We start from the raw sequence: 26,571 nt of genomic DNA, 5'->3' as shown, positions 1-26,571 counted from the left end.
CATCCATGCCCCGCGCCCCCAAGCTCGCCTCGTTCCCGGCGATCCGCGGAGCCCTGAAGTTCTACCAGATCTGCTCGATCATCACCGGTGTCGGCCTGCTGCTGCTGGTCGCCGAGATGATCCTGAAGTACACGCCCATTCATGTGGAGCTGTTCCTGGGCGGATCCGGCGGCTTCCTGTGGTTCGCGGATGCCGTCCCCGGCCCCGACTGCCAGTGGTTCTCGCTCTTCGTGCCCGGCGGCAGCGGGTGCGAGATCCTGTCGACCGGCGACGGCGTCAACGTCTCGCTGGCCATCCTCGTCGCCCACGGCTGGTTCTACGTCGTTTACCTCTTCTCGTGCTTCCGCGTCTGGAGCCTGATGCGGTGGCCGTTCCGTCGGTTCGTCTTCCTCGCCCTGGGTGGCGTGGTGCCGTTCCTCTCCTTCATCCTGGAGGTGCGCACCGCCCGCGGCGTGCGCGCCTATCTCGCCGAGCGCGAGGCCGCCCCGGCCTCGGCTCCCGTCTCCGCCCCGGAGGGCACCCGGTGACCGAACAGACCGAAACGTCCCAGCGACCCGTCCTCGTCGTCGACTTCGGCGCCCAGTACGCGCAGCTCATCGCCCGCCGCGTCCGCGAGGCCGGCGTCTACAGCGAGATCGTGCCGCACACCGCCTCGGCGGAGGAGATCGCGGCCAAGAACCCGGTCGGCATCATCCTGTCGGGTGGTCCTTCGTCGGTGTACGAAGACGGGGCCCCGAGCCTCGACACCGACGTGTTCGACCTCGACGTGCCCACGCTCGGCATCTGCTACGGCTTCCAGGTCATGGCGAAGGCGCTCGGCGGCGAGGTGGCCAACACGGGCCTGCGCGAGTACGGCGCGACCGACGCCACCGTGGTCACCGAGGGGACGCTGCTGCAGGGCCAGCCCGCCGAGCAGAACGTCTGGATGAGCCACGGCGACCAGGTCTCGCGTGCTCCCGAGGGCTTCGAGGTCCTCGCCCGCACCGCGCACACGCCCGTCGCCGCCTTCGCGAACGACACCCGCCGCATGTACGGCGTGCAGTGGCATCCCGAGGTCAAGCACACCGATCACGGACAGAACGTGCTCGAGAACTTCCTCCACAAGGCTGCGGGTCTGCCCGCCGACTGGAACAGCGGCAACGTCATCGCCGAGCAGGTCGAGCGCATCCGCCAGCAGGTCGGCACCGGTCGTGTGATCTCGGCCCTGTCGGGTGGTGTCGACTCCGCTGTGTCGACGGCGCTCGTGCACGAGGCCGTCGGCGACCAGCTGATCGCCGTCTTCGTCGACCACGGACTCCTCCGGAAGGGCGAGCGCGAGCAGGTCGAGAACGACTACGTCGCGTCCACGGGCGTGAAGCTCATCACCGTCGACGCGCGCGAGACATTCTTGAACGCCCTCGCCGGGGTCAGCGACCCCGAGCAGAAGCGCAAGATCATCGGCCGCGAGTTCATCCGTGCGTTCGAGAAGGTGCAGGCCGACCTCGTCGCCGAGGCCGCGGCCGAGGGTGAGCAGGTGCGATTCCTGGTGCAAGGCACGCTGTACCCCGACGTCGTCGAGTCCGGCGGAGGTGCCGGCACGGCGAACATCAAGAGCCATCACAACGTCGGCGGCCTGCCCGAAGACCTGCAGTTCGAGCTCGTCGAGCCGCTGCGCACCCTCTTCAAGGACGAGGTGCGCGCGATCGGCCGCGAGCTCGGCCTGCCGGAAGCCATCGTCGGCCGCCAACCCTTTCCGGGGCCCGGTCTTGGCATCCGCATCGTGGGCGAGGTCACCGCTGACCGTCTCGAGATCTTGCGTGAGGCCGACGCCATCGCGCGCGCCGAGCTGACCAAGGCGGGCCTCGACGACGAGATCTGGCAGTGCCCCGTCGTGCTGCTCGCCGACGTGCGCTCGGTGGGCGTGCAGGGCGACGGCCGTACCTACGGCCACCCCATCGTGCTGCGGCCGGTGTCGTCGGAGGACGCCATGACGGCCGACTGGACGCGCCTGCCCTACGACGTGCTGTCGAAGATCTCGAACCGCATCACCAACGAGGTGCGCGACGTGAATCGCGTGGTGCTCGACGTGACGTCGAAGCCGCCGGGGACGATCGAGTGGGAGTGAGCTTCGGCTGACCCCGGCCCCGCAACGGCGCCGTCGTCCGGTTCCGGGGTGTCATCTTCGAGTCGAGAGCGGGGCCCCTTCCCCGATCGACTCGAAGACGACACCCCTCCACCGGACGGCGGCGTCGTTGCTCTGTGTCAGCCGGTCGAGGTATGAGCGCGCCTGCGGCGCGCGGGTCGAGAGCGGGGCCCCTACCCCGATCGACCCGAAGACGGTGCCCCTGCGCCGTCCGGCGACGGCGGCGCTCTGTCGGTCCGCTGAGGGTATGGGGTCGAGAGCGGGGTCCCTTCCCCGATCGACTCGATGACGACACCCCTCCACCGGAGGGCGGCGTCGTTGCCCTGTGTCAGCCGGTCGAGGTCCCCTTGGCGGCGAATCCCCCTCAGACCGTGTCACGAGGTGGCCCCGGGGCCCCTTTCGTCGCCCCGGGGCCGCGCACGGCACCCGCGCGACGTCTGCAGCTGCACGCGCGGCGCCCCGGGGCCACCTTCCGCGACCCGACGAGCACGCCGAGATCACCGAGTCTCGGGCACGCCGCGGGGTGAGCTGCGGGTGGGGGAGGATGGGGACGTGAGCGACGCTGAGTTCCCCGACGCCTGGTACCTCATCCTGTCGAGCAGGCTCATCCCCGACCTCGACGGGGGGTACACGATTTCGACCCTCGCGCGGGCGCGGCAGATGGCGGATGCCGGAGCGGCGCCTCTGCTGCTGACCGTCGACCCGGGAACCGCCGACGCCCACACCGCGCACCGGCAGACCTTCGTCGAGCGAGGGGCCGTGTCGGCATCCGGGCTCTTCCGCAATCTCTTCGACGAGGCCGTCGCCCCTGACGGCGGAGCCGCGGAGTGGGTGCGCGAGGCTGCCCACGCGGGTGAGCCGGATCCCTCTCTCGAATACCGGGACGTCGCCGGAGGGGCGGTCGCGCTGCCCACCGTCGTCGACCCCGACTGGCACCTGACGACGGCGCCGATCGTCATCCGGGATGCCACCGGCGGTTCCATCGGGGTGATCGACGGATTCGGGGCGCTCTACCGCGCGTGGCTCACGCACCTCGGCACGCAACTGCGGGCGCAGAACGAGCGACCTCTCGTCGTCATCTGCGAGTCGCGGCAGCTCGGCGAGCTGGTCGTCGGGTGGGGCGACGAGGACGTCCGGATCGTGCACACCGTCCACACGATCCACCTCGAACCGCCCTACCGTGCCGACTCCGCGCTCAACCCGCTCTGGACGCGCTGGTTCGAGATCGCCCCGCGCTTCGACGCGGTGCTCTGGCCGACGGCGCACCAGCGCGACGACGTGCGCGAACGCTTCGGAACCGCGGCGAACGACCTCGTCGCGCCGCACGCCGTCCGCGCGCCCGGGACGGTCGTCCCCGCGGCGGGTCGCGACGCCGACCTGGTCGTCGTGCTCGGGCGCCTGGCTCCCGGCAAGCGCCTCTCCGCAGCCGTCCGCGCGTTCGCCCGGGTCGTCGCCGAGGTCCCGACGGCACGCTTGGAGCTCTGGGGGGCCGGTGCCCAGCGGGACGAGCTGGAATCCCTGATCGCCGATCTCGGGCTGGCCGGCGCCGTGTCGCTCCCGGGGCTCACGAACGACCCCGGCGCCGTCCTCGATCACGCGGCGGTGTACCTGACGACCTCGGCGTTCGAGGGTCAGGGGCTCGCCCTCGCCGAAGCCCTCGCGCACGGGACCCCCGTGGTGGCCTACGACATCCGCTACGGCCCGCGCGACATGCTGGCCCGAGGCGGCGGCATCCTGGTTCCGGACGGAGATGAGGATGCGCTCGTCTCGGCTCTCGTCCGGGTGCTGACGGATGCCGAGGCGCGCGAGAGCCTGTCGGCGGAGGCCGTGGAGGCGGCGTCGGCCCTCAGCCCCGCGCGCGCGATGCGGACGCTCGCGGCAGCCTGCGGCGACGCGCTCTCGCGCCCGCGGCGCCGCTGAGCCCGGCGCTGGTCGTCACGCGTCGTCGCGTCGATAGTCGGTGAGGTCCGGGCTCAGGCGCGCTCTGTCTGGCGGATCGCCTTCATGGCGGCGGTCCGTCGGCTGCTGCGATCAGGCGCGCGCGGCCTCGCGGACGGCGCTCACGGCGGCGGCCGGTGAGCCCCGGAACGCCGGTCCGTGACCGGGGAGGACCCAGTCGGCATCCAGGTCGGCGATGTGCGCCAGCGAGGCCAGTGCCTCGGCCGGGTCGTCGGTGAAGGGCGCGGGGCCAGGACCTGTGCGGCCGGTGAGCACGTGGCGGGTGGTCAGAGCATCGCCGACGAAGACGGCGCGGACCTCGGGGGAGAAGACGGCGATGCTGCCCGGCGAGTGTCCGGGCATCGAGATGACCCGGGGCGTGCCGGGGAGGTCGAGCGTGGTGTCACCGTCGATGACCTCGACGTCGGTCAGCCACTGCGGCCGCATCCCCTTGCGGAGGCCGAACGCGGCGAAGCTCACCAGCGGGCCGAGCCGCATCGGGCCGACGGGGGTCTTCGGCTTGTCGCCGCCCCGCGCACGGTCGGCGTCGGCGGCGTGGACGAACACCGGAACGCCGTGGTCGCGGCGGAGGCGCTCGGCGAAGCCGACGTGGTCGCTGTCGCCGTGCGTGAGGATCACGCCGCGGATGTCGTCGAGCGGGCGGCCGATGGCATCCACCTCGCGCGTCAGGTCGGCGTACATGCCGGGCAGGCCGGCGTCGACGAGGGTGATCCCGTCGGGCGTGGAGATGAGGTAGGAGGCGACGATGTCGTTGCCGAGGCGGTGGAGGGAGGGGGCGAGTCGCATGGGGTGACCTTTCGCGGGATGGCTACGAGCAATAGCCATGATAGCTTATCTGTGTAGCCATGAGGAGGCCCGATGCCGACACCAGAACGCACGTCGCTCGCCGAGATCGTCACGCAGGCCGCCCGCCTGCTCGAGAGCGGCGGTCCGGCCGCTGTCACGATGCAGGCCGTGGCGGCGGCTGTCGGGGTCAAGGCTCCGTCGCTGTACAAACGCGTCCGCGACCGGGAGGCGCTCCTCGGACTGGTCGGCATCTCGACGGCGGACGAGCTGACACGTCGACTGACGGATGCCGGGGGAGACCTCGGCGAACTGCTGACCGTCTTCCGCCGCTTCGGACAGGAGCGGCCCGAGGCGTTCCGTCTGCTGTTCGCGTCATCGATCGATCCGGAGCGGCTCGCGGCGACCAGTGAACCCGTGCTCCGCGCGACGGCGGCCATCGTCGGGTCCGAGCGTGCCCTCGATGCGGCGCGGTTGCTGACCTCGTGGGCGCTCGGATTCATCACGATGGAGCTGACCGGCGCCTTCCGTCTCGGGGGCGACCTCGACGAAGCGTTCGCCTACGGGATGCGTCACATCGTGGGTTCGTTGACAGCGGATCAGGACGCGGTGCGGCCGGCCCAGGGGTCGTAGTCGGCGATCAGCTCCTCCTGCGCCGGGCGCTCGGCATCCGGGATGTGCTGGAGGTTCACGCGGACGCGGTACCAGAGCGAGCTCGAGCCGCGCATGCCGTCGACCATGACATCCGCCGGATGAAGGGCGGCGCTCGCCCGCGGATGCCGCGTCTTCCACGCCTCGAGGGCGTCGAGCGCCTCGGGCTTGGTCTTGGTGCGGGCGACCTCGATGAGCGGCATGGTCGAGGCGCGACGGCCGGAGCCGTCGGAGCCGCGCGGGGGCTTCTCGGCCGGGCCGAGCTCCGTCGCGAGGGCGAGGAGCGCGTCGAGGGATCCGGCGCTGTCGTCGATCCCCGCGTGCGGGTCGCCGATCGCGCGGAATCGTTCGGGCACGGTGAGGACGGTGAACTCCTCGGGCCGACGGCCCCGCACCTCGTCCCACGTGAGCGGGGTCGAGACGCGGGCGTCGGGGAGCGCGCGGATGGAGTACGCCGAGGCGACCGTGCGGTCCTTGGCGTTCTGGTTGAAGTCCACGAAGACGCTCTCGCCGCGCTCCTCCTTCCACCACCGGGCCGTGGCCAGTCCTGGCGCACGGTTCTCGACCTCACGTGCGAGGGTCTCCGCGGCCAGGCGGACGTCGGCGTACTCCCACTCGGGGCGGATGCGCGCGAGGATGTGCAGGCCACGGGATCCCGAGGTCTTCGGCCAGCCGGTCAAGCCGTGGTCGGCCAGCACGTCCCGCGCGATGAACGCGACGTCGACGATCTGCGACCAGTCCACGCCCGGCATCGGGTCGAGGTCGACGCGGAGTTCGTCGGGGTGGTCGAGGTCTTCTGCGCGCACGGGGTGCGGGTTGAGGTCGAGGCAGCCGAGGTTCACGACCCACGCCAGACCCGCGGCATCCCGGATCACCGTCTCTTCGGCGGAGGTGCCGGAGGCGTAGCGCAGGGTCGCGGTGTCGATGAAGGCGGGGTGGTTCTCGGGTACGCGCTTCTGGAAGAACGGCTCCTGGTCGAGACCCTTCGAGAAGCGCTTGAGCACCATGGGCCGCCCGCCCGCTCCGCGCAGGGCGCCGTCGGCGACGGAGAGGTAGTACCGCACGAGGTCGAGCTTGGTGAGCCCGGGCTCCGGGAAGACGACACGGTCGGGACTGGTCACGCGCACCTCCTGGCCGTCGATGTCGAGGATCTCGGGAGGAGTCTTGGCGGGGCTCATGCCGGGAGGCTAGTGCCGCGGCATCCGGCGCCCGTACCCCTTGCGGCAGTGCGGGGGTGGTGTGCGGGTGTCGCGCCGCGGCCTGCGCGGCGCGGGCGTGGGTGTCCAGGACACGCCGCGTGTCGTCCCCGGTCGCGGCGTGTCTTGGACACTCGACGGGAGAGAGGGGCGTCAGCGCGGGAACGACGAAGGGCCGCCCCGAACGGGACGGCCCTTCGCGCGACGGATGGAGACGTCAGTTGTTGCCGCGAACGATCGCGATGAGACGCAGGATCTCGACGTACAGCCACACGACGGTGACCATGATGCCGAAGGCGCCGACCCAGCCGTAGACGCGGGCGGCGCCGTTGCGGACGCCGCGCTGGATCTGGTCGAAGTCGAGCACCAGCGAGTACGCGGCCATGATGACCACGAACACGCCCACGATCAGGCCCAGCGGGATGCCGAGGATCTTGACCTCGCTCAGCAGGCCGAAGGCTCCACCGGCGATCGGGACGTTGAACAGCATCAGGCCGAGGTTGACCAGGCTGAACACGAGGTAGCCGACCATCGCGATCATGAAGATCTTCGTGGCGCGGGCCGACGCGCGGATCTTGCCGCTCGCGAACAGGGCGAGCGTCACACCGACGACCGACAGGGTGCCCAGCGTCGCCTGGAGGACGATGCCGGGGAAGATGAACTCGAAGAACGCCGAGATGCCGCCGACGAACAGGCCTTCGAACGCCGCGTAGGCGACGAAGACGGGGACGGAGGGCTTCTTCTTGAAAGTCGCGACCATGGCCAGCACGAAACCGACGAGGCCACCGACGATCATCGGAGCGGCGCTCGGGTTCGGGTTGGCCGCGCTGACGCCGGCCATCGACCAGATCCAGCCGACGACGGCGGTGACGACCAGGATGCCGAAGAGGGCCAAGGTCTTCATGACGGTGTCTTCGACCGTCATGCGGCCGGTGTCGACGGCGCTCGCCGACGGTGCGGCGTACGCGCCTTCGATCGACGCGGCGGCGGCGGGGTCGACGGCCGGGGGCGGGCTGTAGCGCGTCTGGGCGCCACCGGCTCGAGGGTCCTGGAACGCCGGGTTGTTGAATGCCGGGTTGTTGAGGGCCACGGGAACTCACACTCCAAAAGATGGTGATCACAGCACCGTGCTGTCAGACAACACTAGCCGAGAGGGCCGCGGGAATCCTTGTGCTGACTGGGATTCTGCTTTGAGCGGACCCGCTGTTCACCCGCCCTCGCTAGCGTGACGGGGTGCCTGTCGTCATCGGTCATCGCGGCGCCCCCGGATACCTCCCGGAACACTCCCGATCCTCTTATCTGCGGGCGATCGCGGCGGGGGTGGATGCCGTCGAGCCCGACGTCGTCCCCTCGAAGGACGGCGTGCTCGTGGTGCGCCACGAGAACGAGATCTCCGCGACGACCGACGTCTCGATCCGGGCGGAGTTCGCCGCACGACGCACGTCGAAGGTGATCGACGGAGAGCGTCTGACGGGCTGGTTCACGGAGGACTTCACGTGGGCGGAGCTGCAGACCCTCCGCTGCCGCGAGCGCATCCCGGCGATCCGGCCCGCGAGCGCCGCGCATGACGACGTCGATCCCGTACTGCGTCTGCGCGACGTCCTCGATCTCGCGCGCGACGGCGGCGTCGGCGTCGTCCTCGAGATCAAGCACGCCGCGGCCTTCTCCCGTCTCGGGTACGACATGGCCGAGCTCGTCGCGGCCGAGGTGCGCGAGAGCGGATGGGCGGATGCCGCGGACGCGCTGACCATCGAATCGTTCGAGCCCCTCGTGCTCGCGCGGCTGCGGGAGCGCGGCATCCGGGTTCCGCTCGTGCAGTTGATCGAGGCGGACGGGGCTCCCTGGGATCTGCGCGAACGCGACGGCTCCGACGCCACGACCTACGCCTCGATGCTCTCGGGGACGGGGCTGGACGCGCTCGCCGATGCGGTCGAGGGCATCAGCCCCGACAAGAGGCTCGTCCTCGCCCCCGACCGGTGGGGCCGCGCGAAGGGACCCGCCGCGTTCGTCGGCGCGGCGCACGACCGCGGCCTGCGCGTGTTCACCTGGACGTGCCGCCCCGAGAACGCCTTCCTCCTGCCGGGGTACCGCCGGGGTGGCGGGAGGGCCGCTCTCGGCGACTGGCGGGGGGAATGGGCCGTGCTGCGCGACGCCGACCTGGACGGGGTGTTCGTCGACCACCCCGACCTGGGCGTGGAGTTCTTCCGGGCGCAACCCCGCCCGTCCTCCGGCGCGTCCGCGTGAGGATGACGGCATGACGGTGGATGTGACGGTGGTCGGCGGCGGCATCTCGGGGCTCGCCTGCGCGCGGGCGGTTCAGGATGCCGGGCGGTCGGTGCGCGTGCTCGATCGCGGTCGGCGCGTGGGCGGGCGTCTGTCCAGCCGCACCATCGACGGGCGCGCGGTGGATCTCGGGGCGTCGTACTTCGTCGTCGGCGAGGCGGAGGGGTTCGCCCACGTCGTGGCCGACTGGGAGGAACGCGAGCTCGCGCGCCCCTGGACCGACACGTTCCAGGTGATCCAGCCCGACGGCTCGCACGCCCCGAAGCCCGGACCGATGCGGTGGGCGGCTCCCCTCGGACTGCGCTCCCTCGCGCTCGATCTGGCCCAGGGGCTGGACGTCGAGGCGGAACGCGTCGTCGGACGCGTCGAGCCCTTCCGCGTCGACGGCGAGGACGCCGGCGAGGTGGTGCTGGCCATGCCCGCCCCGCAAGCCGCGCGGGTGACGGGGGAGGCCCCGGGCGGGGAGCAGGAGTGGGAGCCCGTGATCGCCGTGGTGCTGCGGTGGGACGAGCGGCGGTGGGATGCCGACCTGCACGGCGCTTTCGCGGCCGAGGACGCCGACGTCTCGTTCCTCGCCGACGACGGCGACCGGCGCGGGGACGGCGCCCCCGTGCTCGTGGTGCACACGACGGGCGAGCGCGCGCACCGCCACCTCGACGATCCGGACGCGGCGGTCGCGCCCGTCGTGGCCGCGACGAAGCGTCTGCTGCGGATCGACGACGACCCGGTCGCCACCCACGCGCACCGGTGGACGTTCGCTCGTCCGACCGAGACGACCGGGGAGCCGTTCTTCCGCTCGCGGGGCCTGTCGGCGTGCGGCGACGCCTGGGGCGAGAGCGCGGCGGTGCGCACCGCGTGGACCTCGGGCGATGCGCTCGGGCGGACGCTCGCGGCATCGTGAGCCGCGTCCGGTCGCGGCGAGAAGCGCGGGAGCCGGGCGCCGTGAGGGCCAGGGAAGCCGGCGCGGTGGACGGTCCCGAACCTCACCGCACTGTGCTCTTCGCCCGGACGCGTCAGCGCAGGCGGGCCGCGAGTTCCACGGCGTCGTACGGCGCCCGGCCCCGCGCGTCGTTGTCGAAATACACGTAGACGTCGCGGGGGATGCCGTCCGGGGAACCGTCGAGGAGCCCACGGATCCGCGCTGCCCACGCGTCGAGCTCGTCGGCCGCGTACCCGCTGGCGTACAGCTCTCGTGAGCCGTGCAGGCGGATGTAGGTGTGGTGCGCGGTGTCGGCGTCGAAAGCGGGCCACCGCCCCGCGGTGTCCGCCTGCACCAGCGCGACGTCGTGCGCGCGCAGGACATCGGCCGCGCGCGGATCGGCGAAGGACTGGGCGCGGGGCTCGAGCGCATGGCGGAGCGGCACGTCGGCGTCGATCTCGAGCCAGGCGCGCCCCTCGAGACGTTCGTCGTGCCGGCGCGCCAGGGCGAGGGCTTCCCCGGTCGTGCGGGGAAGCTGGGCGAGGAAGCCGTCGAGGTCGGCGGGGTCGAATTCGACGCGTTCAGGCAGCTGCCAGAGGACGGGGCCGAGCGCGGGTCCGAGGGCCAGCACTCCCGACGCGAAGAAATTCGCGAGCGCCGTTCCCACACCGTGCAGCCGCAGCATGTGCGTCACGTAGCGAGATCCCTTGACCGCGAAGACGAAGTCGTCGGGGACGTCGCTGCGCCACCGCTGATAGCTCGACGGCCGCTGGAGCGAGTAGAAGGATCCGTTCAGCTCGACGCTCGGGAGGCGCTCAGCCACGTACGCGAGCTCGCGCCGTTGCACGAGCCCGCGCGGGTAGAAGTCGCCGCGCCAGCGCGGGTAGCGCCACCCCGAGACGCCGACGTACGCGGTCCCGGTCAGGCGTGGCCCTTGGCGGCGGGGAAGCCGGGAGCATCGGCGGGATCGGCGTCACCGTCGACGGCGTCGCCGGTGTGGTCGTCGAGGTCGACGTGCTCCTCCGCCTCGGCGGCGTCTTCGCGGACCTCGTCGGTGACGGCGTCGGTGGGCGCGGCGGAGTCGGCGTGGGCGTCGTCGGAGTGGCGGGAGGGGATGTCAGGAGTGCTCATGACTCCACCGTGCTCCTCGACCCCGTGCGGGCGAACCGGCTTGACACGTGCGTGCGGGTCAGTCGCCGGCATCCGGGATCGAGGGCTGCGTGGCGGGCCAGGCCGGAAGGGGATCGGCGAACGCCGCCCAGGCGGCCGGGCCGGCCGCGAGCTCGGCGTCGGTGAGGGCGGCCTCGTCGAGGATGTGCGCGAGGCGCGGCGCCGACAGGTCGAGACCGGTGAAGGCGATCTCCTGACCGAGGCCCATGCGGCCGTCGTCGGCGCCGAGGGGTTCGATCCACATCGCCGAGCCGACGTGCTCCCAACGGGCCAGGATGCCGGGCCGCGAGGCGAGGCGGCAGAAGCCCGCTGAGCGCACGAGACGACCGGCCGCGCCGTCGTCCAATCGGTCGAGGGCGGCGGACAGGCGCTCGGGGTGGAAGGGGCGCACCTGCTCGTAGACGAGCGTCGCGACGCGGTTGTCGCGCATGAACGGGTCGTGTTCGCCGTTGAGCGCCCGCACCCATCCCGCGCGCTCGAGCAGCTCGCCCTCGTGCCTCGCGGGGGAGCGCAGGTCGCTCACGGGATCACGGGACAGTCGCAGCACGGCGCGGGGATTGAGGTGCGAGGCGAGTGCCATCTGCACGGCGAGAGCGGGTGTGGGGACCTGCTCCCAGTTGATCCACACGATGCGGGTCGCGAGCTCGAGCGCGAGCGCGGCCTGGCGCGCGCGGGCGCCGACGTCGCCACGGGTGTCGCCGGGGCGGGCGGATGCCACCAGGGCGGCGTCGTCGAGCAGGTCGCCGATCATGTGGCGGGCGTCGACGACGCAGACCGCGTCGACGTCTGCTCCTCCGCGAGCCACGAGCACGTGGATCAGATCGACGTCGCTGCCGAGGTCGACGACCGCGTGGTCGTCCGAGGCGCGGGGGCGCGGGGTCGGGAGAGCGTGCGCGGCTCGCAGATCGGCGAATCGCAGAAGGTGAAGAGGGCGTTCGAGAGCGACGGCGGTCCTCTCGGCGTAGGACCGGCGTTCCGGGGCGCAGACGCCCATGATGGCGATCGTGCGGGGCATGGCATCCACCTCTCGGTTGTCTCGGGATCGTAAACACCCTAGCCTGTTATTGATAACGGTTATCAAAAAGGAGGATGACATGAAGGTCCGCGCATCGATCAAGTCCTTGAAGAAGCAGCCCGGCGCGCAGGTCGTGCGTCGGCGCGGCAAGGTCTTCGTGATCAACAAGCTGAACCCTCGCTTCAAGGGGCGGCAGGGGTAGGCCCAGGAGTGACGCCGCGATAACGCGAACGAGAACCGTTCCCGACATGACAAACACATTGCAATCTGTTTATGCGTCTGGTGGAGTGAGGGCGTGGACAAGATCGCGGGACTCGACGAGGCCGCGGAGCTGTTCAAGGTCCTCGGCAGCCCGTCGCGCCTCGCGCTCGTCTGGCTGCTGAACCGCGAACCGCTCACGGTCGGCGCGCTGGCAACGTCATCCGGACTCTCTCAACCGCTCGTGTCGCAGCATCTGCGCACTCTGCGGCAGGCGGGCCTGGTGACCTCGGAGCGTGACGGGAAGGAAATCCGCTACGCCCTGGCCGACCAGCACGTCGCCCATGTCGTGCTCGACGCGATCGCCCACGTCACCGAACCGACCGACCAGGGGAGCGAACAATGAGCACCGCCGAAACCCACGCCGAGCACACCGTCGACGAGCACGCCCACGGCGACGACTGCGGACACCAGAAGATCGAGCACGGCGATCACATCGACTACGTGCACGGCACCCACCACCACGCCTTGCACGGCGACCACTACGACGAGCACGAATCCCCGGCCGAGCACTCGATCGCCGACCACCGTCACGGCGACGACTGCGGCCACGAGAAGGTGGAGCACGACGACCACGCCGACTACGTGCACGACGGCCATCGTCACGCGCTGCACAGCGACCACTACGACGAGCACTGACCTGCTCCGGCGGCATCCCCTGTCACGAGCGAGGGATGCCGATCTTCGGGCCCGTCCTCCCCGCGAGGGGAGGGCGGGCCTCTGTCGTGTCCCGGCGGGCGCGAGAGCCGCGCGCTCCGCCGGCGGCGGGCCTCAGACCTGGACGCGGAAGGAGCGACCCTCGAAGGCGATCACGTCGCCGGCCTGCAGCTGACGCCCGCGTCGCCGTTCGATCTCGCCGTTGACCTGGACGTAGCCGTCGATGATCGCCTCTTTGACGTCACCGCCCGAGTCCAGCACGCCCGCGAACTTCAGGAACGGGCCGAGGCGGATCATCTCGCTGCCGACCGAGACGTCCTGGGGTGCGGGGGAGGTCATTCCTCCAGCATGGCAGGTGACGGGGAGTGCTCGGCATGGTGCCTCGGCGGCGGGGACGTGGACGCGACGGCGGGAGTCGAACCCGCCACGCCTTCGGTTATGAGCCGAGGCCCGGGACCGCCCGGATCGCCGCGATGTGCCCCCACGCTAACCTCGCCCCGCCGTCCCGACGAAGGTGCGTTGCGGTGCGTGACGGGAGGTGTCGCCGCGTGTCGCTCAACCCGCGCGCCGCCGCTCGATGATCGCCCGCGTCGAGTGCTCCAGGTGCGCACGGACGGCGTGTTCGGGGTCGCGCAGCGCCTCGGTCACGTAGGCGCGGTGCTCCTCGGTGAGGGCGCCGGACGCGTACGCGGGCCGCACGTGCGTCAGCAGCAGGTGCATCTCGGAGTCGAGGCGACGGTATTCCTCCGCGATCCGCGCGCTGCCGGCCGCTTCGACGAGCGCCAGATGCACGCGGGCGTGGGTAGCGAGCGTCGCCGCCCAGTCACCCGATGCCTCCGCCGCAGCCAGCTCGTCGAGCGCCGCGTCGACGTCGGGAGGACGGATGCCGCGGTCGCGGACGATCCGCAGCGCCTCGGTCTCGAGGGCGCACCGCAGCTGCTGCAGCGCGACGAGGGCGTCATCGTCGAGCGACGACACCCGCACGCCGCGGTACGGCTCGGCGGTGGCGAGTCGTTCGGCGGTGAGCCGCGCGAGCGCCGTCCGGGCGGTGTGGCGCGAGACGCCGAAGGTGTCGCTCAGCTCCTCCTCGCGCAGGGGTGCGCCGGGCGCGAGCTCCCCCGACAGGATGCCGGCGCGGACGGCGTCGGCGACGACATCGGCCGCGCGAGGACCCGGGGTGGGGGCGTCACGCGCGAGACGTGGCATCCGGAACCTCCTGACGCCGACGAACGGGAGCCGAGACCACGGCGAGACCCGCCGCGATGAGCGCGAGACCGAGGGCGCCCACCGGGGTGAGGTGCTCCTCCAGCACGAAGAGGCCGAGGAGGGTCGCGGCGAGCGGCTCGGCGAGGGTGAGTGTCGACACCGTCACCGCGGTGAGGCGCGCGAGCCCCCATCCGAAGAGCAGGTACGCGACCGTGGTCGTGACAACGCCCAGCCAGAGCGCGAGCGCGAGACCGTTCGGGGTGAGCAGCCACTCCGTGCCCGCGAGCAGGAGGACGGGGACGCTCGCGACCGCGGCCACGCCGAAGACCGTGCCCATCACGCGCGTGGAGTCCCACCCCCTCTCGATCAGGGCCTTGCCGCACACCGTGTAGAGCGCGTACGACATCCCCGCGCCGACCGACCCGAGCAGTCCTCCGGGGGCCAGCGCCACGGTGCCGCCGGTCACCCCCGACACCAGCACCACCCCGGCGAGGGCGACGGCGGTGGCGAGCATCCACCGCGCAGAGGGGGCGCGGCGCAGGCGCACGGCATCCACGATGCCGGTCGCGATGGGGGCCGACCCGAGCGCGACGACCGTGCCGATGGCGACGCCGTTCTCGCGCGTGCCGAGGAAGAACAGCGGCTGGTAGGCGAGAACGCCGATCGCACCGACCGCGATGAGCGCGGCGGTCGACGCCCGCGTCGCTGTCGCGGGGCGGGGCGCGGATCTGCGGGCGAGGGCGAGCACTCCCAGGATGCCGCCGCCGACCACGATGCGTGCCGCGCCGACGGCGATCGGCGAGGCGTCGACCCCGGCCAGGGCCTGCGCGGTGCCGGTCGTGGAGAAGCACAGCGCCGCAGCGAGGATCGCGAGAGCGGGAAGCATGGATGGATTGTTACACAATCCGCTCGTGACCTCAGATCCGGAGGGCCGCCACCATGGAGCGCAGCGCGCGCAGGGCGGCCTGCTGCTCGGCATCCGTCATCCCGTGGAGCATGCGCCGCTCGACATCCCGCACGGCCGCGCTCGCCGCGGCGAGCGTCTCGTGGCCCTTCGCCGTGAGGCGTGCGGGCAGGACCTTGCCGGAGGTCGGGGTCGCGGGTCGCTCGACGATGCCGTCGCCTTCGAGGGTGTGGAGGAGCACGTTCATCGACTGCCGGGTCACGAATGCCCCGCGCGCGAGGTCGGAGTTCGACAGGCCCGGGCGCTGCGCGAGCAGCTCGAGGCAGGAGTAGTGCGTGATCGTCATGCCGAGCGGGCGGAGCACGTCTTCCATCGCCGCTCGCAGCGCGCTGGCCGCCTCTTTCAGCAGATAGCCGAGGGAGGTGTCGAGATCGATCCGCTCTTGCGTCATGTCAGTATTCTGACATACGCTTGATGTCAGATAACTGACACACAAGGAGTTCTCATGCCTGTCACCGGTCCCGACTTCGTCTCCCTGCAGGTGCGCGACCTCGCCGCCTCCCACGCGTTCTACGAGCGCTACCTGGGCCTCGAGCGATCGCCCGCCGGCCCGCCGCACGCGGTCGTCTTCTCCACCGCCCCCATCGCCTTCGCGCTCCGCGACCTCGCCCCGGGCGCCGACCTCTCCGGCGTCGCGCAGCCCGGCGTGGGCGTCGCCCTGTGGCTGCTCGCGACCGACGTGCAGGCGATCCACGACGCCCTCGCCGCGGACGGCCAGCGCATCGTCATGGACCCGATCGACGGTCCCTTCGGTCGCACCTTCACGTTCGCCGATCCCGACGGCTATCACGTCACCCTCCACGACCGCGGCTGAGCGGCCCGGGGAGGCGGTCGAGCCCCGACCGCCCCGAGCGGACGCCCAGCCTGCGACGGGTAACGTTGACGCATGGCGACGACGGCGGGGCGAGGCATCCTGGCCCTGGGCGTCTTCGGCATCCTTGTGGCCTCCGGTGCGGTGATCGCCGTGCTGGTGGATCCCTTCGCGCGGGTGCCCATGATGGTCGATCCCACGACCGAGTGGCTCGCGCGCGTGCTTCTGGCCCTGGGCGTCGCCTGGCTCGTGATCGGCATGCTCGCCGCTCGCACGAGCCTGGTCCGTCGGCCCGGCGCCGCGGCCGCGCGCGCGACCTGGATCGCCTCGACGCGACCCTGGCGGGCCCGCGAGTCGAGCCTGGGTCTGCTGCCGTTGGATCGCTGGCTGATGATCCTCGTACCCGGCGGGCTGCTCGTCACCACGCGCATCGTCCAGACCCCGCGTGACGGACTCCTCGGCGTCGCCGTCGCGATCCTGGGGTGGCTCCTGTTCGCCACCGCCGTGCGGCTCCTGCTCGGCCGCCGATCGCCGTGGCCCATCATCGCGGCGGTCGGGGGAGCCCTCGTGCTGCGCTGCGTCGTCGGGCTCCTGGCCGTCGCCCTGTCGGGCCCCGACGGCGTATGGCCGTCGCTGTGGGCGGTGCCGGCCGTGCGGATCCTCTACCTGATGGTGGCGTTCGCCCTCGTGGCGTGGGTCTTCGTCGCCGCGGGCTGGTCGCTCGCTCCGCAACTCGGTCGCCCTCGCGCCGCGGGCATCGCCCTCGCGGGCATGGGGATCGGCTACGCGCTCCCCGCCGCCACCGTCGCCGTCGCGGGAGCGGGCGACGCCCTGCGCTCCTGGAACGAGCAGATCGGCATCCTGCCGTGGGATCTCGCGCGCCTCACCGGTATGCGCGACGGCGCCTTCCCGGTGGAACTCGTGAGCGTCACGGCCGTGATCGGCGCGATCGCCACGATCGTCGGCATCCTGCTCGCCCTGCCGCGCCGCGTGTACGCACGCCGCACGCGCTGAGACTCGGCGCCCTCGAGCGCCCGATCGCGGACGCCCCGCCCGCGTGGGCGACGTTCAGCGACCGAGCGTCTGATCGAACGGTCCGCCGCGGCGGATCTCGCGCACCTCTTTACCGAGCGGGAACAGCGAGACGGGCACCAGCTTGAAGTTCGCGATACCGAGCGGGATGCCGATGATCGTGACGCACAGCACGAGCCCCGTGACGATGTGCTCGAGGGCGAGCCACCAGCCGGCGAGCACGACCCACACAAGGTTCCCCAGGAACGACCCCACGCCCGCCGTCGGCTTCGCCACGATCTCGCGGCCGAACGGCCACAGCGCGTACAGCCCGATGCGGAACGAGGCGATGCCCCACGGGATCGTCACGATCAGGATGCAGAGCACCACCCCCGCGGCGAGGTAGCTGAGGAAGAGCCAGAAACCCGACAGCACGAGCCACAGGATGTTGAGGATGAGGCGCATGCGTCCATCCTCGCGGTTCGGAACGCGGCGCCCGACGGGTTTGACACCGCTTCGCCTAACCTCCCGACGGTGGGGGTGCAAGCGCCCTTCGCACACCACCTCGGGGGTCTAGCGTGGGGCACCCCGAGGGAAGGAACCGATCATGTCCGACGTCACCCGCGCCACCCCCGAACGCCGCGTCCTTTCGAGCTTCAGCGACTACACGGGAGCACAGGCCGCCGTCGACCGTCTGTCCGACGCCGGGTTCCCCGTCGAGCACACCGCCATCGTCGGACACGGCGTGCGCATCGTCGAGCAGGTCACGGGGCGCATGACCCGTGGACGGGCGGCGCTGCTGGGTGCCGCGTCGGGCGCGTGGTTCGGCCTGATGATCGGCGTGCTGATCGGTCTGCTGAGCGTCGGAGGATTCCTCGGGTTCGTGCTGCTGGGTCTCGTGCTCGGTGCCGTTTGGGGCGCGGTCTTCGGTTTCGCCGGACACGCCTTCACCGGTGGCCGCCGCGACTTCTCGTCGGTGCAGGGCTTCGAGGCCGAGCGCTGGGACGTGACGGTGGATGCCGAGCACTTCTCCCGCGCGCAGTCGCTGCTGTCGTCGGGTGCGGCGGGGGAGGGTCGCGCGTAACGTCGGCGCACTGCTGTCGGGCGGGTTCCGGCGTCGTGGGGCCCCGCGCGTGGCCCGGGGCGTCGGGGGTGACCCCGGGCCACCGGCGCGCGTCGCGCTCGTGAGGCCGCCCGGCCGCGAGGCCGATGTCGGAGGCCCCGCCTAGACTTGAAGGCGCCATGACCGACGCCTCCACGCCCCTCATCGTCGGCGGTTCCGCACCGTCGGCCGCCCGACCCGACGCCGATCTGCTCGAGGGGCTGAACGGTCCGCAACGGGAGGCCGTGACCTACCGGGGTCAGGCGCTGCTCATCGTCGCCGGCGCCGGCTCGGGCAAGACGAGCGTGCTCACCCGGCGCATCGCCTCGCTGCTGCGCACGCGCGAGGCGTACCCGAGCCAGATCCTCGCGATCACCTTCACCAACAAGGCCGCCGGCGAGATGCGCGAGCGCGTCCATCAGCTCATCGGGCAGAAGGCCGACGGCATGTGGATCTCGACCTTCCACTCCGCGTGCGTGCGCATCCTCCGCCGCGAGGCGGAGCAGTTCGGCTTCACGAAGTCGTTCACGATCTACGACTCCGGCGACTCGCGCGCGCTCATCAAGCGTCTCGTGAAAGAGCACGAGGGCGACTCGTTCGGCCTCACCCCGGCGGGGACGCAGAGCCGCATCTCGAAGCTCAAGAACGAACTGGCAGACGCCGAGTCGTACGCCCGCTCCGCCAACATGAGCGACCCCGCCGAACGCGTCTTCGTCGAAATCTTCTCGTCCTACCAGCGCGAACTGCAGCGGGCCAACGCCTTCGACTTCGACGACCTCATCGCCCAGACCGTCTACCTCTTCCGCGCGTTCCCCCAGGTCGCCGACGTCTACCGCAAGCGGTTCCGGCACATCCTCGTCGACGAGTACCAGGACACCAACCACGCGCAGTACGCACTGATCCACGAGCTCACGCGCCCCGTCGGCTCCGACGCCGAGCCGTTCTCCTCGGGCGGCATGATGATCTTCGACGCGGAGCCCGCGGGCGAGGACGCGGCATCCCTCACCGTCGTCGGTGACTCCGATCAGTCGATCTACGCGTTCCGCGGTGCCGACATCCGCAACATCAGCGAGTTCGAGCGCGACTACCCGGGCGCCAAAGTCGTGCTGCTCGAGCAGAACTACCGCTCGACGCAGAACATCCTGTCTGCGGCCAACGCGGTCATCGCCAACAACTTCGACCGCAAAGACAAGAAGCTCTGGACCGACGTCGGCGCGGGCGACCCGATCATCGGGTTCACCGGCTACTCGCAGCACGACGAGGCGCAGTTCGTGGCCGACGAGATCGAGGCCCTGCACAAGAAGGGCGTCGACTACTCCGGCGTCGCGGTGTTCTACCGCACCAACTCGCAGTCCCGTGCGCTGGAGGAGATCTTCATCCGCTCCGCGGTGCCCTACAAGATCATGGGCGGCACCAAGTTCTACGAGCGCGCCGAGATCAAGGACGCCCTCGCCTACCTCGTGGCCGTCGCCAATCCGGCCGACTCGATGGCCCTGCGCCGCATCCTGAACCGTCCGCGCCGCGGTATCGGCGACGTGACCGAGACGGCGATCGCACGCTATGCCGCCGAGCACGACATCACCTTCCGCGACGCCCTCGCCAACTCCGCTCAGCTCGGCGTCGGCCCCAAGCTGCAGAAGGCGATCGATCAGCTCGACGCCGTGCTCACCGAGGCCACGGCGGTCATGCTGCCGGCATCCGGAGAACTCGCCCCCTCCACCTCGGTCACCGAGGGCCTGACGCTGCTGCTCAACAAGAGCGGCTACTTCGACGCCCTGCGCGCGAGCAAAGACCCGCAAGACGAAGCGCGCCTCGAGAACCTCGACGAGCTCATCGCGGTGACGCGCGAGTTCGCGCGCAACAACCCCGAGGGCACGATCATCGACTTCCTCACCGAGGTGACCCTTGTGGCGGATGCCGACGACCTCGACGACGCGTCGGGCTCGGTCTCGCTCATGACCCTGCACACCGCGAAGGGCCTCGAATACGACGCGGTGTTCCTCACCGGAGTCGAGGAAGACCTGCTGCCGCACCGGATCTCGGCCAACGAACCGGGCGGGCCGCAGGAGGAACGTCGTCTGTTCTACGTCGGCATCACGCGCGCCCGCAAACGACTGCACGTCTCGCTCGCGATGACCCGCGCGCAGTTCGGCGAGGTCACGGTGGCCATGCCGAGCCGGTTCCTGCAGGAGATCCCCGCCGACCTCATCGACTGGCGTCAGTCGCCGGGCGACGTGAACGGCCGCGGCGGATCGCAGTCCCGCGCGCTCAACGCGCGCGGCCGTCGCCCCGGCCAGCCCGGCGGGGGCAATCGCTACGGCGACGACCTCGTCCCCCTGCCCAAGCGCGCACCGGCCGACCCGAGCAAGTTCCCGAACCGCATCCCCGCGAAGGTGCGCGACAACGGCGACATGGTTCTGGCCGCGGGTGATCGCATCCGCCACGACGACTTCGGCGAGGGCCGAGTGGATGCCGTGACCGGCGAAGGCGCGAAGCGCGTGGCGCACGTGCGCTTCGACACGGTGGGTCCGAAGAAGCTGCTGGTGAAGATCGCGCCGATCGCGAAGCTGTAGCGCGTCCGCGCGAGGCGGGGGAGGTCACGCGGCGCACGGCGACCCGACGCCCCGCACGCCGACCCGCCGACCCGACGCCCCGCGCATCAGCGCGTTGCCGTGCCGCGCGGTGCCGCGCCCCGCCAGGGCCCACGGGGCCCTGGCCCCCGGACCGCCCGGATAGGCTGGCGGAATGGCTCTGTTCTCGCGCCGCAAGAAGTCCGAATCCGACGACGCATCGGTCGACCGGCCCGACACCACGATCGAACCGGGCGAACAGCCCGTCGACCCCGCCGGCCCGAGCGATGCCGCTCCCGCCGCTGACGCGACCCCCGCCGCTCCGGCCGAGGCCGCGCCGACCGTCGGCATCTCGATGTCGTCGTTCCGCGGAGTGGGGGCGGGGCCCGAGCCCGCACCGACCTTGACGAACGCCCCGCCGGTCGCCGCACGCCCGTCGGCCCGTCAGCCCGGCCCGATGGAGGCCCCCGAGGCGCCCGAGACGGTGCAGGGCCTGCGCGACAACGCGTTGCTCGGCAACGCCCTCGCCGAGATCTCGGGGCAGCCCGAGCCGGCCCAGCTGCTCAACGTCGCGCGTCAGCTGCTGCAGGGTCACGTGTTCCTGCGCGTGAAGGGTGACGCGCGGGCGCTGCTGGCCGAGGGCAAAGACCTTCCGCTCGCCGTCGCCAACCGCGGCGACGAGCAGCTCGTGCTCGCGTACAGCGGGGGCCTGGCGCTCCGCGCGAGCGTCGAGGCGGACGGCGACCACGACACCTCCGCGATGGGACAGCCCATCATGGCCCTGCTGCGACACGTCCTCTCGGGCTCCTACGCCGGAATCGTGCTCGACCCGGCATCCGGTGACAACCGCGCCGTGCTGCCCAAGGCGCTCCTCGAGCGCATGGTGGCCGAGGTCGACCCGGAGCTGCGCATCAAGACCGCCCTGTGCGACACGCGTACCGACGAGACGGTGGCCACGATCGTCGAGGCGATCGTCGCCGAAGCGCCGATGTGGATCGCCGTCAACCGCACCGAGGAGGGCGGACCGATCGGCGTCGCCGAGTCGCGTTCGGCCGCGGGCGAGCGTTTCCTCGAGGTCTTCAGCCACCCCCTCGAACTCCTCGCGCTCGGCCGCGGTGATCAGCCGCTGCCCATCAGCCGTGCGCAGCTGTCGAAGGCCCTCGCGAGCGACCCCGCGCTCACCGGCATCCTGATCGATCCGGCGGGCCCGTGGATCCGCCTCACGCGCGACGAGCTCGCGCCCGTCATCGACCTCGCCGCGCAGGACGCCGCCGCGGAGTCCTGAGCGCACGACGACAGCGGGCCGCCCCCTTCTTGGAGGGGCGGCCCGCCGTCGTTTCCGACCGGATCCTGGATGCCGAGGAGCTCGGCCCTCACACCCCGTACAGTTCGCCGACGGGGACCGCCACCGGCAGCACGTTGCCGGCGGGAGCGAGCGGGCACGCCCACATCGGGTCGTAGGCGCACGAGGGGTTGTAGGCGAAGTTGAAGTCGATGACGAGGGTGTCGGGGGCGGCTCCGCGGCCGAGGTCGGCGCCCTTGATGGTGTCGAGCAGGTAGCGTCCGCCTCCGTACGTGCCGCCCGGCCGACCGGCGGCCGCGTCGCGCACGGGCACGAACAGTCCGCCGCCGTAGGACGTGAGGCGCCAGACGTCGAGCGATCCGGTGTCGGGGAGCTCCACGCGACCGATGCGCTCGAAGCCGACCTCGCCGTCGGTGCCGGTGGTCGCGACGAACGACGCCTCGTCGGCGTCGAGCAGCGGCACCTCGAAGCGCCAGGCGGCGTCGTAGGGGGCGAGGGGCAGGCCCACGAATCCGTCGCGCTGCTCCGGGAGCAGCGGCGTCGCGGGGTGATCGGCGAAGAGCGCGTCGCGCTCGATGCGCCAGAGCTCGTGGGCGTCTTCGGGGTCGTCGGCCTCGCGCACGGCGTCGTAGAGCGCGAACACGCGGCGGCGCCAGTCGGCGATGTCGAGGGCGGTGCGGGCGGCGGCGGTGGTCATGACTCGAGCGTAGGCCGGGGGTGGATGCCGGGGCTCGGGGTGGACAGCGATGCCGCGGGGCACCCGCGTGCGCGCGGGTGGCGCGGAGCGGGCGCGCGAGCGGAGCGTGCGCGGTGGCCCCGGGACCACATTCGGCGCCCCGCGGCGCACGGTGCGACCGCCGTCGCGCAACGGGGCAGACACGGCGCGGGCCCGCGCACTAGCGTCGGCACATGGCATCCCCTCGCGTCACGCTGACCGTCCCGGGCCCCGACGGCGACCGCGAGGTCGGCATCTCGAACCCCGACCGGGTGCTCTGGCCCGAGGTCGGGATCACCAAACGCGAGCTGGCCGAGTACCTCATCGCGGTGGGCGGCCCGTTCACCGCGGCGAACGGACACCGGCCCGTGTCGCTCGAACGCTTTCCCGAGGGCGTGGGCGGCGAGGCCTTCTTCTCCAAGAACCCGCCGAAGGGGGCGCCGGCGTTCGTCGAGGCCGTGACGGTCACCTACAACAGCGGGCGGCGGCATCCGCAGCTCTTCCTCGGCGAGATCGCCTCGGCGGTGTGGGCCGCGCAGATGAACACGATCGTGTTCCACCCCTGGGCCTCGCTCGCGACCGACCCCGACCATCCCGTCGAACTGCGCATCGACCTCGACCCGCAGCCCGGCACCGGCATCGCCGAGGCCGTCACGGCGGCGCAGGAGCTGCGGGTGGTGCTGCGCGAGGCGGGCCTCGAGCCCTGGATCAAGACGAGCGGCAACCGGGGCCTGCACGTGTTCTGCCCGATCGAGCCCACGCACGAGTTCCTCGACGTGCGGCACGCCGTCATCGCCGCCGCACGCGAACTGGAACGTCGGATGCCGGATGTCGTGACCACCAGCTGGTGGAAGGAGGAGCGGGGCGAGCGCATCTTCGTGGACTTCAATCAGGCGAATCGCGACCGCACCATGGCCGGCGCGTACTCCCCGCGGGCCCTGCCCACCGCGACGGTGTCCACCCCGGTGGCCTGGGACGAGCTCGACGGCCTCGACCCGCTCGCGTTCACGGTGCGCTCGGTGCCGGAGCGGTTGGCATCCGTCGGGGATCCGTGGGAGGGCTTCGCCGAGAAGCCCGGACGCATCGACACGTTGCTGGAGTGGTGGCAGCGCGATCTCGAGAACGGGCTCGGCGAACTGCCGTTCCCGCCCGAGTTCCCGAAGATGCCCGGCGAGCCACCGCGCGTGCAGCCGTCACGGGCGAAGTCGCCGGCGGAGTGACGCGGCGCAGCGCGGACGAGGGCGGAGAGCAGGAGATCGTTCCGGGACAGGACGGCGAGAGAGATCGGCGTCCGGTTCTCGACTGATCGCCTGTTTCCGCGAGTGCCGACCCGTTGGGGCGGATGCCGATGGCGGCGCGACCGCGCGGCCGCCGCGTCGCCGCGCGCCTCCCGTCACCGGGCACCGAATCGCACTCCGCGCGTGCCTCCGGTCATCGTGCGTCGCCCGGCACGGAAGCGCTCCGCGCGGGTGCCGTCGACCATCGGCATGACCGGCACCGAAGCGCCTGCCGCCGTCGCCCGCGCCTCAGACGCCGGCCGCCAGCGCGTCGCCCGCTGCGCTGCGGTAGTACAGCACCGCCCGGCCGTACCGGGCGCGGTTGAGCAGCCCGGCGCGTTCCATCACGCGCAGGTGCTGGTTGACCGCGGAGGTCGAGACGCCGAGCCCCAGGGCGAGATCGGTCGAGGATGCCGGCTCACCCAGCGCTGCGAGAAGGGTCGAGCGGGTGCGTCCGAGCAGGTCGGAGACGGCGTCGGGTTCAGGCTGCGTGCTGCGCGACCACATCGCGCCCTGCCCGCGCGCCGGATACATGACCGTCGGTGGGAGATCGTCGTCGATGGGGGTCGAGACGCGGACGGTGAACATCGAGGGCACGAGGGTGAGGCCGTCGCCGAGCACGGGCCGACGGCGCATGTCGGGGTTCCACAGCCGCACGTCGAGGTGGCGGCCGTCGTAGCGGGCGGCATCCGAGAGTCCGTTGAGCACGGCGCCCAGACCCGACTGCGCGGCGATCCGCCCGCGGTAGGCGATGTCGGCCCGCAGGACGGCGCTCATGCGCGGCCAGTGCGGGGCGAAGCAGAGGTCCCACGCGGTGGCGAGAGCGCGTTGCAGACGAGCGACGACCAGGTCGTGCCGCCCGCGGAACACCGGCGGGACCTCGCCATGGAGGCGCTCGAGGTCGGCGACGAAGCGCGCCCGGGGGATGCGTCCGAGCGCGACCAGCTCGTCGTCGAGCGAGGTCAGCGGCGACGACGGGCGGGGGTTCACGAAGTCCGCCGTCCATTTGCGGTCGTTGACGAGCCCGAGGAGCACCTCGAGGTCGAGCAGGGGGCGCACCGACGCGATGCGCTCCAGCCACGGCTGCTGAAGGGGGAAGCCGTCGGGTTGGGAGAGGGCGCGCAGCCCCAGCCCGAGCTCCGACAGCGGTGAGACGCCGAACCGGATCGCCGAGATATCGGCGGCGTCCAACTCGTACCGGATCATGAAGCCTCACGCTACATCGATTGAGGCCGCCGGCGACGCCTGCCTCAATGAGATGGTGACCAGCACGATCCCGACCGTCCCGCTGAGAACCCTCGTGCAGACGGATCGCACACTGCGCCGCCTGCTCACCGTCACCCTCGTCGACACGCTCGGCCGCGGCGCGTTCTTCACGCTGACGACGCTGTACCTGACCCTCATCGTGAGGCTCGAGCCCGTCGCGGTCGGTATCGGCCTCACGATCGCCGGGGCGGTGGGCGTCGCGAGCTCACTGACCTTCGGTCACCTTTCCGACCGCGTCAGCGCGCGGAAGATGCTCATCGTCCTGCACGTCGTGCAGGGGGCGGCGCTCATCGGCTACCTCTTCGTCCGCGATCTTCCGACGCTCGTGATCGTCGCCTCGCTCGTGCTGCTCGCGCAGCAGGGAGGGGGGAGCGTGCGCTCCTCCGTCGTCGGGCGGGCGTTCCGCGGTGAGGACCGGGTGCGCATCCGCGCGACGATGCGCACCGTCACGAACGTCGGCATCGGAGTCGGCACCGCGGTCGCAGCCGTCCCCCTCGCGCTCGGTACGCCGTTCGCGTTCCACCTCACGATGACGATCGCGGGCTCGCTCTTCCTGCTCTCCGCCGTGCTCGTCGCCGGTCTCGACCCGCGGCGCGTCGACGTCCGGCGGGAGGACCCGGATGCCGAGACCCCGGCCTCCGCGCCGGTCGCCGCCGTGCGGAGCCCCTACCGCGACCCGCGCTTCCTGTGGCTGACCGCACTCATGGGGGTCTTCGGCATCCAGTTCGGGGTGTTCGAGATCGGCGTGCCCCTGTGGGTCGTCGCGCACACGATCGCCGCCGACGTCGTGGTCAGTCCGCTGCTTCTGGTCAACACGGTGGTCGTGGTGCTGCTGCAGGTGCGGATGAGTCGCGGGACCGGGACGTTCTCGGGAGCCGGGCGGGCGATGATCCGCGCCGGGTGGCTCATGGTCGCCGCGTGCGCCCTGTGGGCCGGGGCGGGATGGATCGGCGGTGAGGGATGGGGGCCCGCGACGGCGGTGATCGTCGTGCTGCTCGCCGCGGCCGTCGCCCACTCGCTCGCCGAGATCGCCTCGAGCGCCGCGGGGTGGAGTTTGAGCTTCGACCTCGCGCCTCAGGAGCGCATGGGGAGCTACCAGGGCGTCTACGGCACGGGCTATGCGGTCGGGGCGATGATCGCCCCCGCCGTCGTGACGATGACGGCGATCGACCTCGGTACCGCCGGGTGGGCGATCCTCGCGGCGATGTTCGCTGCCGCCGCAGCCGGTGTCGTGCTGATCGCCCGGCAGGCGGATGCCGTGGAGGTGCGCTGAGCGGCCTCCGGCGTCGCGAGGACAGGGGATACCTCGAGAACAGGACGCGGGCGACCTGAT

Annotated in this window: 29 protein-coding genes and 1 tRNA gene; 16 read left to right on the top strand and 14 right to left on the bottom strand. The window is 71.7% G+C overall.

The features are described 5' to 3' along the window. The first annotated feature begins 5 nt into the window (after positions 1-5). From AB0230_RS03775 to AB0230_RS03765, 3 genes are all read left to right on the top strand, one after another. Positions 6-527, top strand: a complete 522-nt coding sequence (locus tag AB0230_RS03775; RefSeq protein ID WP_363386845.1) for a DUF3817 domain-containing protein — start codon at positions 6-8, stop codon at positions 525-527. Continuing rightward, a complete protein-coding gene (guaA, locus tag AB0230_RS03770; RefSeq protein ID WP_366374055.1) occupies positions 524-2,104 on the top strand; it encodes a glutamine-hydrolyzing GMP synthase in 1,581 nt (526 codons plus the stop codon). The genes AB0230_RS03775 and guaA overlap by 4 nt, the downstream gene beginning before the upstream one ends. A gap of 570 nt (positions 2,105-2,674) precedes the next feature. After that, entirely contained in the window at positions 2,675-4,042 is a 1,368-nt protein-coding gene (locus tag AB0230_RS03765; protein WP_366374053.1) for a glycosyltransferase, read from the top strand. 111 nt (positions 4,043-4,153) lie between these two features. Here the strand turns inward: AB0230_RS03765 and AB0230_RS03760 are convergent, their stop codons facing one another. Next, on the bottom strand, positions 4,154-4,867 hold the full coding sequence (locus AB0230_RS03760) for an MBL fold metallo-hydrolase (RefSeq protein WP_366374051.1): 714 nt from the start codon (positions 4,865-4,867) through the stop codon (positions 4,154-4,156). A 72-nt stretch (positions 4,868-4,939) separates the two neighbouring features. Between AB0230_RS03760 and AB0230_RS03755 the strand changes: the two genes are divergently transcribed. Then, positions 4,940-5,497, top strand: a complete 558-nt coding sequence (locus AB0230_RS03755) for a TetR-like C-terminal domain-containing protein (RefSeq protein WP_366374049.1) — start codon at positions 4,940-4,942, stop codon at positions 5,495-5,497. On the opposite strand, the gene ligD (AB0230_RS03750) is transcribed toward AB0230_RS03755, so the two are convergent. Both ligD (AB0230_RS03750) and AB0230_RS03745 read right to left on the bottom strand, forming a co-directional pair. After that, on the bottom strand, positions 5,464-6,693 hold the full coding sequence (ligD, locus tag AB0230_RS03750) for a non-homologous end-joining DNA ligase (protein WP_366374047.1): 1,230 nt from the start codon (positions 6,691-6,693) through the stop codon (positions 5,464-5,466). The two genes, AB0230_RS03755 and ligD (AB0230_RS03750), sit on opposite strands and share 34 nt — an antisense overlap. Before the next feature lie 235 nt (positions 6,694-6,928). After that, a complete protein-coding gene (locus AB0230_RS03745) occupies positions 6,929-7,801 on the bottom strand; it encodes a Bax inhibitor-1/YccA family protein (RefSeq protein WP_298871399.1) in 873 nt (290 codons plus the stop codon). A gap of 143 nt (positions 7,802-7,944) precedes the next feature. On the opposite strand from AB0230_RS03745, the gene AB0230_RS03740 reads away from it, so the two are divergent. Together AB0230_RS03740 and AB0230_RS03735 are read left to right on the top strand one after the other, a co-directional pair. After that, a complete protein-coding gene (locus tag AB0230_RS03740; RefSeq protein ID WP_366374044.1) occupies positions 7,945-8,955 on the top strand; it encodes a glycerophosphodiester phosphodiesterase family protein in 1,011 nt (336 codons plus the stop codon). Positions 8,956-8,965: 10 nt separating this feature from the next. Beyond that, positions 8,966-9,895: an FAD-dependent oxidoreductase gene (locus AB0230_RS03735; RefSeq protein WP_366374042.1), complete on the top strand. Its 930-nt coding sequence runs from the start codon at positions 8,966-8,968 to the stop codon at positions 9,893-9,895. 112 nt (positions 9,896-10,007) lie between these two features. On the opposite strand, the gene AB0230_RS03730 is transcribed toward AB0230_RS03735, so the two are convergent. From AB0230_RS03730 to AB0230_RS03720, 3 genes are read right to left on the bottom strand one after another with little or no spacing between them, the layout of a single operon-like run. Continuing rightward, positions 10,008-10,838 (bottom strand): DUF72 domain-containing protein, encoded by an 831-nt coding sequence (locus AB0230_RS03730; RefSeq protein ID WP_366374519.1) that lies wholly within the window; start codon positions 10,836-10,838, stop codon positions 10,008-10,010. Continuing rightward, positions 10,835-11,044 carry a hypothetical protein gene (locus AB0230_RS03725; RefSeq protein ID WP_363578054.1) on the bottom strand — a complete coding sequence of 70 codons (210 nt, stop codon included), beginning with the start codon at positions 11,042-11,044 and terminating at the stop codon, positions 10,835-10,837. Before AB0230_RS03725 ends, AB0230_RS03730 begins: the two co-directional genes overlap by 4 nt. Positions 11,045-11,102: 58 nt before the next feature. Further along, entirely contained in the window at positions 11,103-12,098 is a 996-nt protein-coding gene (locus tag AB0230_RS03720; RefSeq protein ID WP_366374040.1) for a GTP-binding protein, read from the bottom strand. Between the two features lie 79 nt (positions 12,099-12,177). On the opposite strand from AB0230_RS03720, the gene ykgO reads away from it, so the two are divergent. The 3 genes from ykgO (at position 12,178) to AB0230_RS03705 (ending at position 12,995) form a co-directional block, all read left to right on the top strand. After that, the gene (ykgO, locus tag AB0230_RS03715; RefSeq protein WP_056226526.1) at positions 12,178-12,300 is read left to right on the top strand and encodes a type B 50S ribosomal protein L36; all 123 of its coding nucleotides are present in this window, start codon (positions 12,178-12,180) and stop codon (positions 12,298-12,300) included. Positions 12,301-12,393: 93 nt separating this feature from the next. Beyond that, positions 12,394-12,702 carry a metalloregulator ArsR/SmtB family transcription factor gene (locus AB0230_RS03710; RefSeq protein ID WP_315993507.1) on the top strand — a complete coding sequence of 103 codons (309 nt, stop codon included), beginning with the start codon at positions 12,394-12,396 and terminating at the stop codon, positions 12,700-12,702. After that, on the top strand, positions 12,699-12,995 hold the full coding sequence (locus tag AB0230_RS03705) for a hypothetical protein (protein WP_366374038.1): 297 nt from the start codon (positions 12,699-12,701) through the stop codon (positions 12,993-12,995). The genes AB0230_RS03710 and AB0230_RS03705 overlap by 4 nt, the downstream gene beginning before the upstream one ends. 132 nt (positions 12,996-13,127) lie before the next feature. On the opposite strand, the gene AB0230_RS03700 is transcribed toward AB0230_RS03705, so the two are convergent. The 5 genes from AB0230_RS03700 to AB0230_RS03680 all read right to left on the bottom strand — a co-directional run bounded on the left by AB0230_RS03700 (position 13,128) and on the right by AB0230_RS03680 (position 15,574). Next, positions 13,128-13,352, bottom strand: coding sequence for an RNA-binding S4 domain-containing protein (locus AB0230_RS03700; RefSeq protein WP_363578060.1), 225 nt, complete (start codon positions 13,350-13,352; stop codon positions 13,128-13,130). Between the two features lie 58 nt (positions 13,353-13,410). Then, positions 13,411-13,486, bottom strand: a tRNA-Met gene (locus AB0230_RS03695). 82 nt (positions 13,487-13,568) lie between these two features. After that, positions 13,569-14,219, bottom strand: coding sequence for a GntR family transcriptional regulator (locus AB0230_RS03690; protein ID WP_363578062.1), 651 nt, complete (start codon positions 14,217-14,219; stop codon positions 13,569-13,571). Then, a complete protein-coding gene (locus tag AB0230_RS03685) occupies positions 14,200-15,105 on the bottom strand; it encodes an EamA family transporter (RefSeq protein ID WP_315993503.1) in 906 nt (301 codons plus the stop codon). The genes AB0230_RS03690 and AB0230_RS03685 overlap by 20 nt, the downstream gene beginning before the upstream one ends. 31 nt (positions 15,106-15,136) lie before the next feature. Further along, positions 15,137-15,574: a MarR family transcriptional regulator gene (locus AB0230_RS03680; RefSeq protein ID WP_315993502.1), complete on the bottom strand. Its 438-nt coding sequence runs from the start codon at positions 15,572-15,574 to the stop codon at positions 15,137-15,139. A gap of 54 nt (positions 15,575-15,628) precedes the next feature. Here AB0230_RS03680 and AB0230_RS03675 point away from each other — a divergent pair, with 54 nt between their 5' ends. Further along, positions 15,629-15,997 carry a VOC family protein gene (locus tag AB0230_RS03675; RefSeq protein ID WP_366374035.1) on the top strand — a complete coding sequence of 123 codons (369 nt, stop codon included), beginning with the start codon at positions 15,629-15,631 and terminating at the stop codon, positions 15,995-15,997. A 72-nt stretch (positions 15,998-16,069) separates the two neighbouring features. Next, positions 16,070-17,008, top strand: a complete 939-nt coding sequence (locus tag AB0230_RS03670; protein WP_366374033.1) for a hypothetical protein — start codon at positions 16,070-16,072, stop codon at positions 17,006-17,008. A gap of 54 nt (positions 17,009-17,062) precedes the next feature. Here AB0230_RS03670 and AB0230_RS03665 read toward each other — a convergent pair whose 3' ends face one another. Next, positions 17,063-17,470 (bottom strand): YccF domain-containing protein, encoded by a 408-nt coding sequence (locus tag AB0230_RS03665; protein WP_366374031.1) that lies wholly within the window; start codon positions 17,468-17,470, stop codon positions 17,063-17,065. Positions 17,471-17,612: 142 nt separating this feature from the next. Here AB0230_RS03665 and AB0230_RS03660 point away from each other — a divergent pair, with 142 nt between their 5' ends. The 3 genes from AB0230_RS03660 to AB0230_RS03650 all read left to right on the top strand — a co-directional run bounded on the left by AB0230_RS03660 (position 17,613) and on the right by AB0230_RS03650 (position 21,962). Continuing rightward, positions 17,613-18,089, top strand: a complete 477-nt coding sequence (locus tag AB0230_RS03660) for a general stress protein (protein WP_315993498.1) — start codon at positions 17,613-17,615, stop codon at positions 18,087-18,089. Positions 18,090-18,247: 158 nt separating this feature from the next. Further along, on the top strand, positions 18,248-20,680 hold the full coding sequence (locus AB0230_RS03655; protein WP_363578069.1) for a UvrD-helicase domain-containing protein: 2,433 nt from the start codon (positions 18,248-18,250) through the stop codon (positions 20,678-20,680). 172 nt (positions 20,681-20,852) lie between these two features. Next, positions 20,853-21,962 carry an SseB family protein gene (locus AB0230_RS03650; protein WP_363578071.1) on the top strand — a complete coding sequence of 370 codons (1,110 nt, stop codon included), beginning with the start codon at positions 20,853-20,855 and terminating at the stop codon, positions 21,960-21,962. 88 nt (positions 21,963-22,050) lie between these two features. Here the strand turns inward: AB0230_RS03650 and AB0230_RS03645 are convergent, their stop codons facing one another. Next, entirely contained in the window at positions 22,051-22,677 is a 627-nt protein-coding gene (locus AB0230_RS03645) for a DUF1684 domain-containing protein (protein ID WP_315993495.1), read from the bottom strand. A 212-nt stretch (positions 22,678-22,889) separates the two neighbouring features. On the opposite strand from AB0230_RS03645, the gene ligD (AB0230_RS03640) reads away from it, so the two are divergent. Beyond that, positions 22,890-23,915, top strand: a complete 1,026-nt coding sequence (gene ligD, locus AB0230_RS03640; protein ID WP_366374028.1) for a non-homologous end-joining DNA ligase — start codon at positions 22,890-22,892, stop codon at positions 23,913-23,915. A gap of 306 nt (positions 23,916-24,221) precedes the next feature. On the opposite strand, the gene AB0230_RS03635 is transcribed toward ligD (AB0230_RS03640), so the two are convergent. Continuing rightward, positions 24,222-25,178 (bottom strand): DUF5937 family protein, encoded by a 957-nt coding sequence (locus AB0230_RS03635; RefSeq protein WP_315993493.1) that lies wholly within the window; start codon positions 25,176-25,178, stop codon positions 24,222-24,224. A 55-nt stretch (positions 25,179-25,233) separates the two neighbouring features. On the opposite strand from AB0230_RS03635, the gene AB0230_RS03630 reads away from it, so the two are divergent. Beyond that, positions 25,234-26,511 carry an MFS transporter gene (locus AB0230_RS03630; RefSeq protein ID WP_366374025.1) on the top strand — a complete coding sequence of 426 codons (1,278 nt, stop codon included), beginning with the start codon at positions 25,234-25,236 and terminating at the stop codon, positions 26,509-26,511. The last annotated feature ends 60 nt before the right edge of the window (positions 26,512-26,571 follow it).

Origin of the sequence: Microbacterium sp. NPDC089190 (assembly GCF_040701795.1) — a bacterium.
Classification (GTDB): Bacteria; Actinomycetota; Actinomycetes; order Actinomycetales; family Microbacteriaceae; genus Microbacterium; species Microbacterium galbum.
Note: the sequence above shows the minus strand (reverse complement) of the source record. Positions and strands in the feature narration are given on the sequence as shown.

Bases quoted from the DNA above. Each gene is read 5' to 3' on its own strand.
- AB0230_RS03775 (WP_363386845.1), top strand. From the start codon at position 6: ATGCCCCGCGCCCCCAAGCTCGCCTCGTTCCCGGCGATCCGCGGAGCC.
- AB0230_RS03760 (WP_366374051.1), bottom strand. From the start codon at position 4,867: ATGCGACTCGCCCCCTCCCTCCACCGCCTCGGCAACGACATCGTCGCC.
- AB0230_RS03755 (WP_366374049.1), top strand. From the start codon at position 4,940: ATGCCGACACCAGAACGCACGTCGCTCGCCGAGATCGTCACGCAGGCC.
- ligD (WP_366374047.1), bottom strand. From the start codon at position 6,693: ATGAGCCCCGCCAAGACTCCTCCCGAGATCCTCGACATCGACGGCCAG.
- AB0230_RS03735 (WP_366374042.1), top strand. From the start codon at position 8,966: ATGACGGTGGATGTGACGGTGGTCGGCGGCGGCATCTCGGGGCTCGCC.
- AB0230_RS03725 (WP_363578054.1), bottom strand. From the start codon at position 11,044: ATGAGCACTCCTGACATCCCCTCCCGCCACTCCGACGACGCCCACGCC.
- AB0230_RS03720 (WP_366374040.1), bottom strand. From the start codon at position 12,098: ATGCCCCGCACGATCGCCATCATGGGCGTCTGCGCCCCGGAACGCCGG.
- ykgO (WP_056226526.1), top strand. From the start codon at position 12,178: ATGAAGGTCCGCGCATCGATCAAGTCCTTGAAGAAGCAGCCCGGCGCG.
- AB0230_RS03705 (WP_366374038.1), top strand. From the start codon at position 12,699: ATGAGCACCGCCGAAACCCACGCCGAGCACACCGTCGACGAGCACGCC.
- AB0230_RS03700 (WP_363578060.1), bottom strand. From the start codon at position 13,352: ATGACCTCCCCCGCACCCCAGGACGTCTCGGTCGGCAGCGAGATGATC.
- AB0230_RS03690 (WP_363578062.1), bottom strand. From the start codon at position 14,219: ATGCCACGTCTCGCGCGTGACGCCCCCACCCCGGGTCCTCGCGCGGCC.
- AB0230_RS03685 (WP_315993503.1), bottom strand. From the start codon at position 15,105: ATGCTTCCCGCTCTCGCGATCCTCGCTGCGGCGCTGTGCTTCTCCACG.
- AB0230_RS03680 (WP_315993502.1), bottom strand. From the start codon at position 15,574: ATGACGCAAGAGCGGATCGATCTCGACACCTCCCTCGGCTATCTGCTG.
- AB0230_RS03675 (WP_366374035.1), top strand. From the start codon at position 15,629: ATGCCTGTCACCGGTCCCGACTTCGTCTCCCTGCAGGTGCGCGACCTC.
- AB0230_RS03670 (WP_366374033.1), top strand. From the start codon at position 16,070: ATGGCGACGACGGCGGGGCGAGGCATCCTGGCCCTGGGCGTCTTCGGC.
- AB0230_RS03665 (WP_366374031.1), bottom strand. From the start codon at position 17,470: ATGCGCCTCATCCTCAACATCCTGTGGCTCGTGCTGTCGGGTTTCTGG.
- AB0230_RS03660 (WP_315993498.1), top strand. From the start codon at position 17,613: ATGTCCGACGTCACCCGCGCCACCCCCGAACGCCGCGTCCTTTCGAGC.
- AB0230_RS03655 (WP_363578069.1), top strand. From the start codon at position 18,248: ATGACCGACGCCTCCACGCCCCTCATCGTCGGCGGTTCCGCACCGTCG.
- AB0230_RS03650 (WP_363578071.1), top strand. From the start codon at position 20,853: ATGGCTCTGTTCTCGCGCCGCAAGAAGTCCGAATCCGACGACGCATCG.
- AB0230_RS03645 (WP_315993495.1), bottom strand. From the start codon at position 22,677: ATGACCACCGCCGCCGCCCGCACCGCCCTCGACATCGCCGACTGGCGC.
- ligD (WP_366374028.1), top strand. From the start codon at position 22,890: ATGGCATCCCCTCGCGTCACGCTGACCGTCCCGGGCCCCGACGGCGAC.
- AB0230_RS03635 (WP_315993493.1), bottom strand. From the start codon at position 25,178: ATGATCCGGTACGAGTTGGACGCCGCCGATATCTCGGCGATCCGGTTC.